This window comes from Microbulbifer sp. CAU 1566, assembly GCF_023156515.1.
GTDB lineage: Bacteria > Pseudomonadota > Gammaproteobacteria > Pseudomonadales > Cellvibrionaceae > Microbulbifer.
Genome location: NZ_JALNMG010000003.1, coordinates 234,750 through 250,698, shown reverse-complemented (window position 1 = coordinate 250,698; position 15,949 = coordinate 234,750). Strand labels below are relative to the sequence as shown.

Below are 15,949 nucleotides of genomic sequence, written 5' to 3'. Positions count from 1 at the left end.
CTAATCCTAATGACTACAACGAAGAGCGTTCGGCGGCCGTGAATGGTGGCTGTACGGGCGCCGGGTATTACCGAGTTTCAAGACCATGCGTTTGAAGTGCATCAAGCTGGCCGGGTTCAAGTCCTTTGTGGACCCGACCACCGTCTACTTCCCCTCCAACCTCAGCGCCGTGGTCGGCCCCAACGGTTGTGGTAAGTCGAATACCATCGACGCCGTGCGCTGGGTGATGGGTGAGTCGTCCGCCAAGAATCTGCGCGGCGACTCCATGACCGACGTTATTTTCAATGGTTCCAGTGGCCGTAAACCGGTCGGTCAGGCTTCCATTGAGCTGGTGTTCGATAATTCCGCTGGCAAGCTCACAGGCGAATATGCCGCATTCAGTGAAATCTCCATCAAGCGCAAAGTAACCCGAGACGGGCAGAATATTTATTACCTGAATGGTGAGAAGTGTCGCCGTCGGGATGTGACCGATCTGTTCCTGGGAACCGGTCTCGGCCCGCGCAGCTACGCCATCATCGAGCAGGGCATGATCTCCAAGCTGATTGAGGCCAAGCCCGAAGAGCTGCGGGTCTTTATCGAAGAAGCGGCGGGCATCTCCAAATACAAGGAGCGCCGCCGGGATACCGAAAACCGCATGCGCCGGACCCATGAGAACCTGGAGCGCCTCACTGATATTCGCGACGAGCTGGATCGCCAGTTGTCGCGCCTGGAGCGACAGGCGGCGGCGGCGGAAAAGTACAGCCGTTTCAAGGAAGAGGAACGCACTCATAAGGCGCACCTGCAGGCGCTCAAATACCGCGATCTTGACGATCAGGCCAAAGCGAAGCAGCAGCAAATTGGCGAGCTGGAGCTGACCGTAGAAGAGCTGGTGACCCGCCAGGTGAGCTGCGATACCGGCATTGAAGAGCGGCGCGTGGCCTATCACGACCTGTCCGACGCCTTCAACGAAGTGCAGGGGCGCTTCTACTCGGTAGGCGCTGATATTGCGCGCCTGGAGCAGAGCATTTCCCATGCCCGTGAGCGGAACGCCCAATTGCAGACGGACCTTTCTCGCACCGAGCAGGAGTACAGCGAGTCCCAGTCGCTGCTGGCGGCCGACCAGGAAAAGGCGGTGGAGTTCGATGCCGAGCTGGAAGTGATCGTACCGGATCTGGAAATGGTGCAGGCGGCGGAAGAAGAGTCTGCCCAGAGCCTGTTGACCGCCGAAGACCTGATGCGCGAATGGCAGAACGAGTGGGACCAGTTCAACCAGGGCGCCTCCGGTTCTCGCCAGAAGGCGGAAGTGGAGCAGTCCCGAATCCAGCACCTGGAAACCTCTACCCAGCGCCTGCAAGACCGTATTAGCAAACTGCAGAATGAGCGCGAGAGTCTTGCCGGTAGTGGCGACGACAGCGAACTGGAGCAGCAAAACGAAGAATTGGCCGAGCTGGAAATGCAGCTGGCGGAGCTGCGCGAGTCTATTTCCGAGCAGACGGAACAGCAGTCAGAGTTGCGCCGTCGCGAAAGCGAAATTGCCTCGGACCTGGATAAAGAGCGTCTGCAGCTGCAAACCAGCCGCGGCCGCCAGGCCTCTCTGGAAGCGTTGCAGCAGGCGGCCATGGGGCAGGGCAAGTCCGTTGCCAGCTGGCTGGAGCAGCAGAATTTACAGGATCGCCCGCGTCTGGCGGAGCAAATCAGTGCCCAGCCAGGCTGGGAGTCTGCGGTGGAGACCGTGCTCGGTGCCCAGCTGCAGGCGGTATGTATCGATCAGCTTGAGTCATTGAGCGAATCCCTGGCAAGCCTCGAGGGTGGACAGGCCGTGTTCGTGGATGGCCAGAGTGTCGCGGCAGCCGCCGCTGGCAGTCTGCCGAAACTGGCGGATGTGGTGCAGGGGCCGACGTCCCTGATTGGCCTGATTGACGGTATCTACACCGCGCAAGATCTCACCAGTGCGCTGGCGCTGCGCAGTCAATTGAAAGGCGGCGAGTCCATAGTGACACGCGATGGCCTCTGGTTGGGCCCCAACTGGCTGCGGGTCAGCCGTGGCACCGATGCCGAGTCCGGGGTTCTGGCGCGCAAACAGGAGCTGGAAGACCTTGAGCAATCCCTGGCTGCGTGTGAAGCACGTATCGAGGAACTCAGCGAGCAGCGCGAACAACTGCGTATCCGCGCCAGCGAACTAGAATCCGGGATTGAACAGGCGCGCAACAATGCGGAGCAGTTAAACCGCCGCACCGGCGATTTGCGTAGCCAGCTTTCTGCCCAGCGCGCCCGTCAGGAACAGATGGACGAGCGCCGCAACCGTATCGAGCAGGAAATCGCCGAAGTACGGGAGCAGAAAGACGCGGAGGCGGAGTCAATTTCCGAAGCGCGCATCGTGCTGCAAGAGGCCCTGGAGGCCATGAGCGACGATACCGATCGCCGTGAATCCCTGTTGGCGCGTCGCGAAGAGCTGCGGGAAACCCTCGACGCCGCCCGCCAGCGCGCCCGCGAAGACAAAGACCGCGCCCACGAACTGGCCATGCGCGAGCAGTCTGTGCGCACCCAGAAGGTCTCGCTTGAGCGCACTCTGCAGGTATTGCGGGAGCAGGTGGAGCGTCTGTCCGAGCGCCGCGAACAGCTGCTACTGCAAATGGAAGAGGCTCAGGACCCATCCCAGGATTACCAGGGTGACCTGGAAGAGAAGCTGGGCCAGCGGATTGAAGTGGAAAACGAACTTTCCGAAGCGCGCAAAAAGCTCGAAGAAGTGGAAAGTGGCCTGCGCAATCAGGAGCAGGAGCGCCAGAAAGCCGAGTCTGCACTCCAGGGCGTGCGTGCCCAGCTGGAGCAGCAGCGCCTGGTGGCCCAGACCCTGGAAACCCAGCGCAGTGGCCTGGTTGAACAGTTGCACGAGTCCGACCACGATGTGGATACCCTGCTGGAGGAACTCCCGGAAGAGTTGACCATCGAAGCCGTACAGCAGGACATCGAGCTGGTAGCGGCACGTATCTCCCGTCTTGGCCCCATCAACCTGGCGGCCATCGACGAATACAAGCAGGAGTCGGAGCGCAAGCATTACCTGGATCGCCAGCACGGTGACCTGACCGATGCGCTGGAAACCCTGGAAAACGCCATTCGTCGCATTGATAAGGAAACCCGCACTCGCTTCAAGGAGACCTTTGATCAGGTCAACAGCGGGCTGCAGGAACTGTTCCCGAAAGTCTTCGGTGGTGGTCACGCGTATCTGGAGCTGACCGGCGATGATCTGCTGGATACCGGCATCGCGATCATGGCGCGTCCGCCGGGCAAGCGAAACAGTACCATTCACCTGCTGTCCGGTGGGGAAAAGGCACTGACCGCGATTGCGCTGGTATTTTCCATCTTCCGCCTGAATCCGGCGCCCTTCTGTATGCTGGATGAGGTAGATGCACCTCTGGATGACGCCAACGTTGGGCGTTACGCGCGCATGGTGAAAGAGATGTCGGCGCACGTGCAGTTTATTTACATTACCCACAACAAGATTGCCATGGAGATGGCCGATCAGTTGCTCGGGGTAACCATGCACGAGCCGGGGGTGTCGCGCCTGGTATCGGTGGACGTGGAAGAGGCTGCGGAGCTGGCGTCTGCGTGATGAGTGTTGTGAAAAGCACACCGAGTTGTGTTGATCGGAAGATCCCGGTGATATACAACCCGCGGAATATGAGTGCACGGGTTCAATGGATGTGGGCGTAGGGAGAGGGGAGCACACATGGACAATTGGCTGATCAATTTGCTGGCACTGGTGCTGTTTGCAGTGGTGCTGGATGGCGCACGCCGTGCCTATCTCAAGCACCGGGACACGATGAAAGTGTCGCGCAACCTGTCTCGATCCATGCGTCGGGATCTGGGTGACGATTACGATGACGGCATTCTCTCGAGGCCGCGCTCCGTAGAGCCGCCGGAGCAGGCCGCGAGAAAGCCTCAGCAGCCAGCTGCTGCCGTTTCTGCTGTCGGCCCTGAAAGTACCGATGTCCCTCAAGCGAGTGCATCCTTCACCGTCGAAAAAAAGCCATCGTTGCTGACAGATAGTGAACTCGAATTGATTGATCCGGAAGAAGCGGAGAAGCGTCGACAAATCGCCGCGGAATTGCCGGGTACCGTGCGCGTGGTGCAGCGCCGCAAACCCGAGGATGCCAGCCAGGTAAACCGTCAGGTACAGCAGAATTTCCACTCTTCCCGCAAGCCGCTGGCCGGCAGCAAGCCCGAACGCAGGGACACGGACCCGGTTGATGCCCCAGTGGGCAAAGCGGCTCCGGTGGAACCGGCTCAGGCTTCTGTGCCGGAACAGGTTTCCCTCAACCTGGAAGAGCAGGTGCCGATGCTGATGGATTCGGTCGCGGACGCCGAAGTAGAGCCTGCCGATGAATGGCCGCCAGCGGAAGCGTCTGCGGTAGCGACCGCATCTGCGGAAACACGCAACCCTGACCCAGTGGCTGGTCTCGCCGATGAGCCCATACTGGCGGACCGGCGCGAGCCTTCCCTCGATGAGTCCGTTAGCCTGGAGTCGCTGCAACAAGTGTCCGCGCAGGACGACAGTGAGCAGTGGCGGGAGGCGGCGGACGAAGTCGGTGGGAAAGCTGGCGTGGTCGCTGCGGCGGCAGAAAAAGCGCGCGCCCTGAAACCCGGTTGGGCCAGTGCCGAGATCAAATTGCCGGAACTGAAGTTCCCCGAGCTGAAGAAAGGCCCGGCACAGGACTCCCGGGCACCACAGGATGCGCCAGCCAAGGGCCGCAACAGCGGTCGCAACGGCAAGCGCGGCAGTGACGCGCGCAGTGAACGCCCGGTGGAAGAAGTATTGATCCTGAATATCATGGCCCCCAAGGGTGATTACTTTGAGGGCAATGACCTTTTGCGGGTACTGCTTTCCAGTGGGCTGCGCTTCGGTGACATGAACATCTTCCACTACCACTGTGGCGAGGCTGGAGAAGGCCCGGTGTTGTTCAGCTTGGCGAATATCGTCGTGCCGGGCACCTTTGACATGTCCGACATGGAAGATTTCACCACCCCGGGCGTCAGCCTGTTCCTGGCGCTGCCGGCGGAAGTGGAGGCACTCAAGGCTTTCGATACCCTGCTAACTACCGCGCGGACAGTTTCCGAGCAGTTGGGTGGCGAGCTCAAGGATGAAAACCGCAGCGTGTTTACCGCGCAGACAGCGGAGCACTATCGTCAGCGGGTTATGGAGTTCCAGCGCCGGAAAGCGTTGGCCAAAGCCCAGGCCTGAAATCCCCGGAACCATCTTAGGAGCCTGCGCCCAGGCTCCTAGATTCATGCTTTCGTAGAACATGACCTCCTTTCCAGTGGCAAGAATTCCCCATTTTTGCGGATAAAAAATGACAAATACACTTCCCCCGGAAACACACAAGCGTGCTCTGGAACTGCACGATATTCTCAACCGTGCGAATTACCAGTACTACGTTCTGGATGCGCCGGAACTGCCAGACGCTGAATACGACCGCTGTCTGCGTGAGCTGCAGGCGCTGGAGCAAGAGCATCCGCAGCTGATCAGCGCCGATTCCCCCACACAGCGGGTTGGCGCGGAGCCCCTGGCGGCGTTTACCCAGATACGTCATGAAATGCCGATGCTGTCGCTGGACAATGCCTTTAACGATGAGGAAATCGAGGATTTCGACCGCCGTATCCGTGACCGCCTGAACAACCAGGCACCGGTGGAATACGCCTGTGAGCCCAAGCTCGATGGCATTGCCGTCAGCCTGTTGTACCGCAACGGTGTACTGGAGCGGGCGGCCACCCGCGGGGACGGCACCGTGGGTGAAGATATCACGCAGAATGTGCGCACCATTTATTCGGTGCCATTGAAGTTGCTGGCGGACGACGTGCCAGCAGTGCTGGAAGTGCGCGGCGAAATTTATATGCCCAAGGCGGGTTTTGCGGCGCTGAACGAAAAAGCGCGCGCGACGGGAGAGAAGGGCTTTGTAAACCCGCGCAATGCCACAGCCGGAAGCCTGCGGCAGCTGGATTCCCGTATTACTGCGCAACGCCCGCTGGAGCTCTGTACCTACAGTGTGGGGCTGGTGGAAGGGGGTGACCTGCCCGAGCGCCACTCGGATATTCTCGAACAATTAAATCGCTGGGGCTTTCGGATTAACAGCGAAATGGCGGTGGCCGAGGATATTCAAGGCTGTATCGAATACTACCGCAGGCTGGGCGACAAGCGCGCACAGTTGCCCTACGACATTGACGGTATTGTTTTCAAGGTTAACAGCATACCGCTGCAGAAACGTCTCGGGTTTGTTGCCCGCGCGCCGCGCTGGGCAACCGCGTACAAGTTTCCCGCTCAGGAAGAAATGACCCAGTTGCTGGATGTGGAGTTCCAGGTGGGGCGCACCGGTGCAGTAACGCCGGTCGCGCGGTTGCAGCCTGTATTTGTGGGCGGTGTGACCGTATCCAACGCCACCCTGCACAACCGGGATGAAATCGAGCGTCTGGGCGTGCGGGTTGGCGACACGGTGATCATTCGCCGCGCCGGTGACGTAATTCCACAGGTGGTTTCGGTGGTGGAGAGCCGCCGCCCGGCGGATGCGCGGGAAATTGTGTTTCCCGACCACTGCCCGGTGTGTGATTCGCCGGTCGAAGCTACACCGGGTGAGGCGGTGGCCCGCTGTAGTGGCGGGCTGATTTGCAGCGCCCAGCGCAAGCAGGCGATCAAGCATTTTGCCTCCCGCAAGGCCATGGACATCGATGGCCTTGGCGACAAGATTGTCGAGCAACTGGTGGATGAGGGATTGCTCAATTCCGTGTCCGGGCTCTATCACCTGTCATTGGCGCCGCTGGTGGCGTTGGAGCGGATGGGCGAAAAATCGGCACAGAATCTTCTGGATGCGCTCGAGAAAAGCAAAGCCACCACCCTGCCCAAATTCCTGTATGCACTTGGAATTCGTGAAGTGGGGGAGGCCACTGCGCGCAATCTGGCGCAGCACTTCGGAGACCTTGAGCAGTTGATGCAGGCAGACGTCGAGGCGCTGCAGCAGGTGGACGATGTGGGCCCGGTGGTTGCCCACTATGTCGCGGAGTTTTTCGAGCAGCCGCACAACCTGGAAGAAATTGAGGCGCTCAAACAGGCCGGTGTGCACTGGGAGGCAGAGGTGCAGGAGGCGGGCTCGCAGCCACTGGCGGGCCAGACCTGGGTACTGACCGGTAAGCTGGAGACCCTCTCGCGCAGCGAGGCCAAGGATTACTTACAGCGGCTCGGGGCGAAGGTGGCAGGCAGTGTTTCTGCCAATACCCATACGGTGGTGGCGGGGCCAGGCGCTGGTTCAAAATTGAACAAGGCGCGGGATCTGGATTTGCCGGTGCTGGATGAAGAGGGGTTAATTGCGATGCTGCGCGAGCAGGGTGTCGAAATTTAATCGCTCTGTCTGAAATGCGATCGGGTCGAAAATTTGGCGGCATCTGGCAGTAGAATTCTCCCGGTCGCGCCGTTACAGTTGGCGGAATAATTTTCGAATTGGCCCGCTGACAGCACTCATGGTGCTGCGGGATTAGCGTAGGGGTTAGCGCAGAGTGATTCAGGGCGATCAGGAATCCATTGTTTACGGCTGTATCAAAGACAGTAACAGCCTCACCGGCGGCAGCGACCGCCGCCGGGTTAATCGCGAAGCTGTTCTCGCCCTGCCGAGTGCCGACGAGTGGCCCTTTTTGTGCCGCGACATGTTCTCCATTCCCACCATTAAGGTGAAGCAATCCCAGTACCAGACCGATGTGATCCATTTCGGTGCTTCCTATCGCGCCGTGGAATATGAATGGAATCACTGGATCGAAAAATTCGAAGAGCTGCTGCGCAGCATGTACTGGGTGTCTGCCACCGTACACCTGGAGACCGAACTCTCCGGGACGCATTCTTTCAACTGGGAAGCTGCCGGTCTCTATCACGAGCCCGGCTGCGGCGATATGCAGGTGCGCTGTGAGTGGACCCAGGAAGGGCGCGTCAGTATCTGAGTTGTCGTTCAACCGGCTCCCCTGCCAATTCCACCTGGCACACGTTACCCTTGCGCTGATAGCAATTCCCCACCCCGTCTGTTGACCGACAGGATTTGCCTATGCCTGAAAAATCGCCCGGGACGCCCTCGGATAGCCATCCTCCCTCAGCGGCAGAAAGCTTTCGTACCGAAAAAGACAGCCTGGGTGAAGTTCAGGTGCCCGTCAGCGCTTTCTATGGTGCCCAGACGCAGCGTGCGGTCGAAAATTTCCCTGTAAGTAATTACATCCTGCCCGAAAGTTTTTTGCGCGCGGTGGTTGCGATCAAAAAGGCAGCAGCCGAGACCAACCACTGTCTGGGGCTGCTCGACGCCGAGCGGTCGCAGGCCATTGTGGCTGCCTGCGATCAGCTGACCGGGCAGGACTACCGCACACAGTTTCCGGTGGATGTATTCCAGACCGGCTCCGGCACCAGCACCAATATGAATGTGAACGAGGTGCTGGCGCACCTGGCGGCAGAGCAGGGGGGGCTCGCGATCAGTGCCAACGATCACGTCAACATGTGCCAGAGCAGTAACGATGTGATCCCCACGGCCATCCACCTTTCCGCCCAATTGGGTATACAGAACCGGTTGCTGCCGGCACTGGCACATTTGATCCTGGTGATTCGCGAGAAGGCGGCTGCGGTATCCGGCGTGGTCAAGACCGGGCGCACCCACTTGATGGACGCGGTACCCATTACTCTGGAGCAGGAATTGTTGGCCTGGGCAGTGCAGATCGAACACTGCAGTGAGCGTATTGAAGACTGCTTGCCACGCCTGTCGCAGCTGGCCCAGGGCGGGACAGCGGTAGGCACGGGGCTCAATGCCGAGGGTGAATTTGCATCCCTGTTCGCGCGCAAGCTAAGCAATAACTGCGGGGTTTCCCTGCGCCCGGCGGATAACCTGTTTACGGCGATCGCCAGCCAGGACACCGCGGTCGAGGTTTCCGGGCAGTTGAAAACGTTAGCGGTGGCGCTGATGAAAATTGCCAACGACCTGCGCTGGATGAACAGCGGACCCCTGGCGGGGTTCGGAGAGATAGCGCTGCCCGCATTGCAGCCCGGTAGCAGTATTATGCCGGGCAAGGTCAACCCGGTAATCGCGGAATCCGTTGCCATGGTGGCGGCCAAGGTGATGGGAAATGACACCACGATTAGCGTGGCTGGGCAGAGTGGTAATTTTCAGCTCAATGTCATGTTGCCGGTGATTGCATTCAGCCTGTTGGAAAGTATCCAGATTCTGGCAGCTGCGGCACGTAATCTCGCCGACAAGGCCATCACCGGATTTACCGTAAACGAGGCGCGCATGCGCGAAATGTTGGGGCGCAACCCGATTCTGGTTACCGCACTCAACCCTGTCATCGGTTACAGCAAGGCCGCAGAAATTGCCAAAACGGCTTATGCCAGTGGCCGGCCGGTACTGGAGGTGGCGGTCGAGCTGACCGATCTTTCGCTGCAGGAGCTGGAGCAGCTGCTGGATCCGGTACAGTTGAGCCGCGGCGGTATTCAGGGCAAGGAGTGAAGGTGCGCAGGGTGTAAGGGAATGCGGGGTATAAGGGGATGCGGGGTATAAGGGGACGCAGGATGTGCACCGGTACGGCGGAAGCGGGATTAGCTCAGTAATAGAATGCCCAGCAGGACCGAGCCCGCAATCAGCATCATGCACTCCACCCACATTGCCAGTTTGCGCAACGTGCTCCTGTCTTCCCTTCGCAGCATATGTTTACGTTCACCCATAAGACTCATCTCCCTTGCGGCCCGCGCCCGTTTCCCGAACAGGGGGTTCGTTGACAGCGGTGGGCCTATGCTGCACGATTCGGCGCCATCTGGGCCGGATACCGTGAGCGCCCACCGATTTCTATAGTATTAAGGGTAGTGTTGCCGTAAATCGTCGACCAGCCGTCCATTCGTTAGCAAAAGTGTTGTAGTTATGGCCATAAAACGCCGTCGTTCATTCGTCACCAGTGTGCTTGCCTGCGTCGCTTTTATTGCGGCGGCGATCTGGAGCTGGGATCTGCCGGTCGCAGATGTACTCAGTTATCTGGTGTTGATGCTGGTGTTTCTGGCAGTGATTGTCGCTGTTGCATTTGGATTCGGTGCATTGATCAATTGGCTGCGCAATCGCAAAGATAAGTAAAAGAGTTGTAATGGACCACGACAACGATGATATCCGCATCCCCATTGCCTATGTTCAGCGCTTGCTGGACGAGGCCGCCCAGCACGGCTGCGACCGCGGCGAACTGCTGGCATCGGTGGATATTTCAGAGCAGGACCTTGAAGATACTGCGGCGTTTTCTGCGGTCAAATACGGGCGACTCTACCAGCGGGTAATGTGGCTATCCCAGGACGAGTGGTTCGGCATGCTCAGTGGCGGGCGGGTGCGTTCCGGGTCGTTTCGCCTGCTGTGCCTGACGGTGGTCAACTGCGCAACGGTCCGTCAGGCCATCACCCTCAGCGCAGAGTTTATGGAAATCTGTCGCGGATTCAGGGTCAAGCCGATTCTGCAGCCGCAGGGCGAACGCGACAAGGTGGTGATCCAGGGTATCAGCTCTCTGGCACCGGGCGAGTTCGAACAGCTTATTGCAGAGACTACTCCGGGAGTGATTCGCACGACCCTGGCGGTGTGGCATCGTTTCTATTGCTGGCTGGTTGGGCGGGAAATCCCCCTGGCCAAACTGCATTTTTCGTTTCCCTGCCCGGAAGAGTTTGCGGCTCTGGCACAAAGTGAGGCCGGAGAGTTGCTGTTCGATCAACCGGCCAATGCGCTGGAGTACGAGGGGCGCTACCTGGATTATCCGATCGTCCAGAGCCCCCAGACAGTGGAAGATTTTATCCGCACTGCGCCTTACCACCTGGTAATCAGTGACGGAAATGCCAACAGCATCAAGACCAAGGTGAAAACCATTCTGAACCGGGATGTGAGCGAGTCCATGCCCGCCGCAGAGGCGGTTGCCGAGCGCTTGAATATGTCGGTGACAACCCTGCGCCGAAAATTACAGCAGGAAAATACTTCTTACCAGAAGCTTAAAGACGAGTGCCGGATGGAAGCGGCGTTTCACTACCTGAGCTGCCCCGACCTCTCCAATACGCAGATTGCAGAGATGTTAGGGTTTGATGAGGCCAGCGCGTTTTTCCGCGCTTTTAAAAAGTGGACCGGGGTCACGCCGGGTGAATACCGCAAGAGCCCGCGTTCCACTTCAGTCGGTCTCTAGCGCTTCCCAAACGTATATCAAAATACATACATCTGGTGCGGCGGGGCCCATTGCCTCTCGCGTCGCACCGCATTTTTATGTCCAGCTGGTCATGCCCATTTGGCTGAATCATCAGTCAGCCAGCGTCCGATTTTTCTGTCTCGTGTGACCCTGTCCTTATATTCGTTTTTGAATTCGTTCTGTTGCCAATTTCTATCCGGCGCCGCCGGATTTTGTTAGTGCTTTGGGCACTTTTCGCCATAGTGGCTATTGGGGAATTGGAACTAATATGAATAAAACCAAAAGTTGAGTCACAGGTTTGCGTGGCAGCTGTTGCCCCCTGGCTGAGACTCTCGGGCATAACAAACCCGATCCACAAAGTACAAATTGCGAAAGAGGGTACACAGAATGAGCGAGATCAAAATTCCGCTGCGCGACATGCGCTTTGCCATGCGCGAAATGTTGGGTTGGGATCAGCACTACGCGACTCTGGGCTATGAAGATGCCAGTCCGGACGTAGTGGACGCTATTCTGGAAGAGGGCGCCAAGTTCTGTGAGAACGTACTTGCCCCCCTGAATCAGATCGGTGATCAGCAGGGCTGTACCTGGAATGACGGTGAGGTCACCACTCCGGAAGGCTTCAAGGAAGCCTATCAGCAGTTCGTGGAAGCTGGCTGGCCGTCTCTGGCGCACAATGTGGATCACGGTGGCCAGGGTCTGCCGCCGTCTCTCGGTACCATTCTGAGTGAGATGGTGGGCACCGCCAACTGGTCCTGGGGCATGTACCCTGGCCTGTCCCATGGCGCCATGAACACCCTGGAAGCCCACGGTACTGACGAGCAAAAACACACCTACCTGACCAAGCTGGTCGAGGGTAGCTGGACCGGCACCATGTGCCTGACCGAGCCGCACTGTGGTACCGACCTGGGTATCCTGCGCACCAAGGCTGAGCCCAATGATGACGGGTCTTACGCCATCTCCGGTACCAAAATTTTCATTTCCGCCGGTGAACACGACATGGCGGAAAATATCGTCCATATCGTTCTCGCTCGCCTGCCGGATGCCCCCGCGGGCACCAAGGGCATCTCCCTGTTTATCGTACCCAAGTTCCTGCCCACTGCGGATGGCTCCGTGGGTGAGCGCAACGGTGTGAGCTGTGGCTCTCTGGAACACAAAATGGGTATCCACGGCAACGCCACCGCGGTGCTGAATTTCGACGGCGCCAAGGGTTACCTGATCGGCCCGCCGAACAAAGGGCTGAACTGCATGTTCACCTTTATGAACACCGCGCGTTTGGGTACGGCGCTGCAGGGTGTGGCACACGCGGAAGCGGGCTTCCAGAAGTCCCTGGCCTATGCCAAAGACCGCCTGCAGATGCGCTCCCTGAGCGGCCCCAAAAATCCGGAAGGCGCGGCCGATCCGATCATCGTGCACCCGGATGTGCGCCGTATGCTGCTGACCCAGAAGGCATTTGCCGAAGGTGGTCGTATGCTGGTGATGCTGTGTGCACAGCAAGTGGATCGCACCCAGGTAGGTTCTGACGAAGAGCGTAAAGACGCCGACGACCTGCTGGCGTTCTTGACGCCGATCGCCAAGGCCTTCCTGACCGAAACCGGTTATGAATCTGCCAACCTGGGCATGCAGTGTTTTGGTGGTCACGGTTACATCGCCGAGTGGGGCATGGAACAGAACGTGCGCGACGCCCGTATCTCCACCATCTACGAAGGTACCACCGGTATTCAGGCGCTGGATCTGCTGGGCCGTAAAGTACTGATGAGCCAGGGCGAACTGCTGCGCAAGTTCACCAAAACCGTGCACAAGTTCTGCCAGGCGGAAGTGGACAATGAAGCACTGGCGCCTTTCGTTAGCAAGCTGCAGGAAATCAACAAGCAGTGGGGCGAGCTGACCATGAACGTCGGTGTGAAAGCCATGGAAAACCCCGACGAAGTCGGCGCGGCTTCCGTGGATTACCTGATGTATTCCGGTTACGCCGTTCAGGCATACCTGTGGGCGCTGGCTGCCAAAGTGGCCAACGAGCAACTTGCAGCGGGAACCAGTGAAGAAGACTTCTACCGCGCCAAAATTGCGACCGCGCGTTTCTACTTCGACCGCATTCTGCCGCGTACCGCAACACACGCCAGCACCATGCTGAGCGGCGCCGACAACCTCATGAGTCTGGATGCGGAACACTTCGTATTCTGAACTTGATGTCAGCAAAACACCGCCACTGGCAATAGTGGCGGTGTTTTTGAATCTGGAGTCCACCAACGGCGGTGGAATCCGGCTCTAAGCAACAGCGGAGCTCCGATGCAACTACCGGCGCAAATCCTTGATCGGCTGCAGCGGCTAACTTGTTTGCCCAGTACCACTCGGGTACAGTTTCGATTGCCGGATGGCAGCGATTTTTACCTGCAGGTAAGCCCGCGCACCGGCGGCTCAGTCGCTTCTTGCGACACCGCAGCGGCCGTTGAGGCAGTGCAGGCGATGGGGCTCACTGAAGCGCCTGACCTGGAACTGGAGATGTCGTACAAAACCTTGAACGACATTATCGATGGCGAATTGAGCGCGAGGCACGCGTTCCTCCTCGGAGATATTCGCTACACAGGTAACCGGGAGTTGGCAGCGGCGCTGGCGGACCTCTTTGCCGCCCATTGAAACTTTCAAAATTGAAGCTTTCCAAAATTGACGCTTTCAAAATTCACGGCTTCGAAATGACAAGCCGATTACCTCCGGCAGAATAGAAGCGCTACCGGATCAATGGTCCAATGACCTGCGGAGCTGGGGATCGGAATTGGCTACTAAAATTCAGGCGGGTTATTTGCCTAATTCGCTACTATTCATCGGATAACTAACAAAACTTACAATAATTGTCTGTCCGCAATGCCTGAGCCAGGGGATTTCAACTATATACGGACATGAAGATGTGACGCGGGTTAGTCCTGCGTGCTGCTAGCGCCTGCTTGAAGGTGATTGGTGTGCAGCGCTGTGCTACCTGGAATTCAGGTTTGTCTGGCGCGCTTAACCCGTACATCCGTGCTTCTGGCGCTGGAAGCGTATCTTCGGTCTGTAACTTGAACGATAATCCCGGGTATCAGGTGTTGGTCGCGCTGGCGGACATCACCACAAAAACAACAGATTGGGAGAAATAAGTTGGACATCGATCGCAGTATTCTCGACGTGTTTACCAGTGCCACGGCCAAATACGCAGACCGGCCGGCATTTACCTGCCTGGGGCATACTCTGAGCCTTGGTGATATCGACCGACTCAGCGCCAACTTCGCCTCCTATCTCCAGAACAATACCAATCTGAAGCCCGGTGACCGCATCGCGGTGCAATTGCCAAATGTGCTGCAGTACCCGGTTGTCGTCTTCGGTGCGCTGCGCGCAGGTCTGACAGTCGTCAACACCAATCCGCTGTACACACAGCGGGAGCTCAAGCACCAGCTGAATGACTCCGGCGCCAAGGCGCTGGTGGTGCTGGCGAACATTGCGGATACCGCATCGGCTGTCATTCCCGAGACCAGCGTAGAGCAGGTTATTGTTTCTGAAATTGCCGATTTACACCCGCCGGTCAAACGCCTGCTGATTAACAGCGTTGCCAAATACATCAAGAAAATGGTGCCGGAATTCAGCTTCGCCAATCGCGTTGATTTCCGCGAGGCCTTGTCTGCGGGCGCTGCCAAATCGCACCAGGATGTACAGCGTTCACCGGAAGATATCGCGGTACTCCAGTACACCGGTGGTACAACCGGCGTCGCCAAAGGTGCAATGCTGACCAACCGCAATCTGGTCGCGAACATGGAGCAGGTGCGTGAAGCGCTGGGTGATTCCATGAAGGAAGGCGAGGAGTACTATATTTCGCCTCTGCCGCTCTACCATATTTACGCCTTTACCATTCACTGCATGTGTTTGCTCACCACCGGTAACCACTCGCTGCTGATTCCCAATCCGCGGGATATGCCGGGTTTCGTGAAATCCCTGAAGGGCAAGCGCTTCACCGGTTTTGTGGGGCTTAACACTCTGTTTAACGGCCTGATGCGCACGCCGGGTTTTGCCGATCTCGATTTCAGCAAACTGCACACTACCTGTTCCGGCGGCATGGCGTTGACTCGTGCAACGGCTGAAAAGTGGGAGCAGATGACCGGCTGCGTCGTGACCGAAGGTTACGGCATGACGGAAACCTCCCCGGTTGTCTCTTTCAACCCTGCCGATGCAGTACAGCTTGGCACCGTCGGTATTGCGGTACCCGGTACCGAGGTCAAGGTGACCGATGAGAATGGCAACGACTTGCCGAACAATACCCCGGGTGAGCTGTGTGTTCGCGGCCCGCAGGTAATGAAAGGTTACTGGGAGCGCCCGGAAGCCACTGCCGATACCATCGATTCCGAAGGTTGGCTGAAAACCGGTGATATGGCAGTGATCCAGGATGACGGTTACATCAAAATTGTCGATCGTAAGAAAGACATGATTATCGTTTCCGGCTTCAATGTTTACCCGAACGAAATCGAAGACATCGTCAGCGCCCACCCGAAAGTAACCGAGGCTGCGGCTGTCGGCATTCCCGATGAACGTAGTGGCGAGACCGTGAAGCTGTTTGTGGTGAAAGCCGACGACTCTCTCACCGCGGAAGAAGTGGTGAGCTACTGTCGCGAGAATATGACGGCGTACAAGGTGCCTAAAAATATCGAATTCCGCGAGGATCTGCCAAAAACCAACGTTGGCAAAATTCTCCGCCGCGAATTGCGCGACGAGGAACTGAAGAAAGTCGAGGCCACACCGGCCTGAT

General features: G+C 58.1%; 10 protein-coding genes. All 10 read left to right on the top strand.

Annotated features, from left to right (window positions below; all coding sequences use genetic code 11):
* Positions 1-85: 85 nt before the first annotated feature.
* The 10 genes from smc (at position 86) to M0G74_RS09420 (ending at position 15,948) form a co-directional block, all read left to right on the top strand.
* Entirely contained in the window at positions 86-3,589 is a 3,504-nt protein-coding gene (gene smc / locus M0G74_RS09465; protein WP_248216350.1) for a chromosome segregation protein SMC, read from the top strand.
* 117 nt (positions 3,590-3,706) lie between these two features.
* The gene (gene zipA, locus M0G74_RS09460) at positions 3,707-5,218 is read left to right on the top strand and encodes a cell division protein ZipA (protein ID WP_248216349.1); all 1,512 of its coding nucleotides are present in this window, start codon (positions 3,707-3,709) and stop codon (positions 5,216-5,218) included.
* Positions 5,219-5,327: 109 nt separating this feature from the next.
* Positions 5,328-7,364, top strand: a complete 2,037-nt coding sequence (ligA, locus tag M0G74_RS09455; RefSeq protein WP_248216348.1) for an NAD-dependent DNA ligase LigA — start codon at positions 5,328-5,330, stop codon at positions 7,362-7,364.
* Positions 7,365-7,518: 154 nt separating this feature from the next.
* Positions 7,519-7,953 (top strand): hypothetical protein, encoded by a 435-nt coding sequence (locus M0G74_RS09450; protein WP_160153938.1) that lies wholly within the window; start codon positions 7,519-7,521, stop codon positions 7,951-7,953.
* A 101-nt stretch (positions 7,954-8,054) separates the two neighbouring features.
* Entirely contained in the window at positions 8,055-9,494 is a 1,440-nt protein-coding gene (locus tag M0G74_RS09445; protein ID WP_248216347.1) for a class II fumarate hydratase, read from the top strand.
* A gap of 408 nt (positions 9,495-9,902) precedes the next feature.
* Positions 9,903-10,109 carry a hypothetical protein gene (locus M0G74_RS09440; protein WP_160153936.1) on the top strand — a complete coding sequence of 69 codons (207 nt, stop codon included), beginning with the start codon at positions 9,903-9,905 and terminating at the stop codon, positions 10,107-10,109.
* 10 nt (positions 10,110-10,119) lie between these two features.
* Positions 10,120-11,184 carry an AraC family transcriptional regulator gene (locus M0G74_RS09435; RefSeq protein ID WP_248216346.1) on the top strand — a complete coding sequence of 355 codons (1,065 nt, stop codon included), beginning with the start codon at positions 10,120-10,122 and terminating at the stop codon, positions 11,182-11,184.
* 387 nt (positions 11,185-11,571) lie between these two features.
* Positions 11,572-13,365, top strand: coding sequence for an acyl-CoA dehydrogenase C-terminal domain-containing protein (locus M0G74_RS09430; RefSeq protein WP_160153934.1), 1,794 nt, complete (start codon positions 11,572-11,574; stop codon positions 13,363-13,365).
* A 153-nt stretch (positions 13,366-13,518) separates the two neighbouring features.
* Positions 13,519-13,818 (top strand): SCP2 sterol-binding domain-containing protein, encoded by a 300-nt coding sequence (locus tag M0G74_RS09425; protein WP_248216345.1) that lies wholly within the window; start codon positions 13,519-13,521, stop codon positions 13,816-13,818.
* 495 nt (positions 13,819-14,313) lie between these two features.
* On the top strand, positions 14,314-15,948 hold the full coding sequence (locus tag M0G74_RS09420; protein WP_160153932.1) for an AMP-binding protein: 1,635 nt from the start codon (positions 14,314-14,316) through the stop codon (positions 15,946-15,948).
* The last annotated feature ends 1 nt before the right edge of the window (position 15,949 follow it).

Excerpts from the sequence above, each read along its gene's own strand:
- smc (WP_248216350.1), top strand. The coding sequence starts at position 86 with ATGCGTTTGAAGTGCATCAAGCTGGCCGGGTTCAAGTCCTTTGTGGAC.
- zipA (WP_248216349.1), top strand. The coding sequence starts at position 3,707 with ATGGACAATTGGCTGATCAATTTGCTGGCACTGGTGCTGTTTGCAGTG.
- ligA (WP_248216348.1), top strand. The coding sequence starts at position 5,328 with ATGACAAATACACTTCCCCCGGAAACACACAAGCGTGCTCTGGAACTG.
- M0G74_RS09445 (WP_248216347.1), top strand. The coding sequence starts at position 8,055 with ATGCCTGAAAAATCGCCCGGGACGCCCTCGGATAGCCATCCTCCCTCA.
- M0G74_RS09440 (WP_160153936.1), top strand. The coding sequence starts at position 9,903 with ATGGCCATAAAACGCCGTCGTTCATTCGTCACCAGTGTGCTTGCCTGC.
- M0G74_RS09435 (WP_248216346.1), top strand. The coding sequence starts at position 10,120 with ATGGACCACGACAACGATGATATCCGCATCCCCATTGCCTATGTTCAG.
- M0G74_RS09430 (WP_160153934.1), top strand. The coding sequence starts at position 11,572 with ATGAGCGAGATCAAAATTCCGCTGCGCGACATGCGCTTTGCCATGCGC.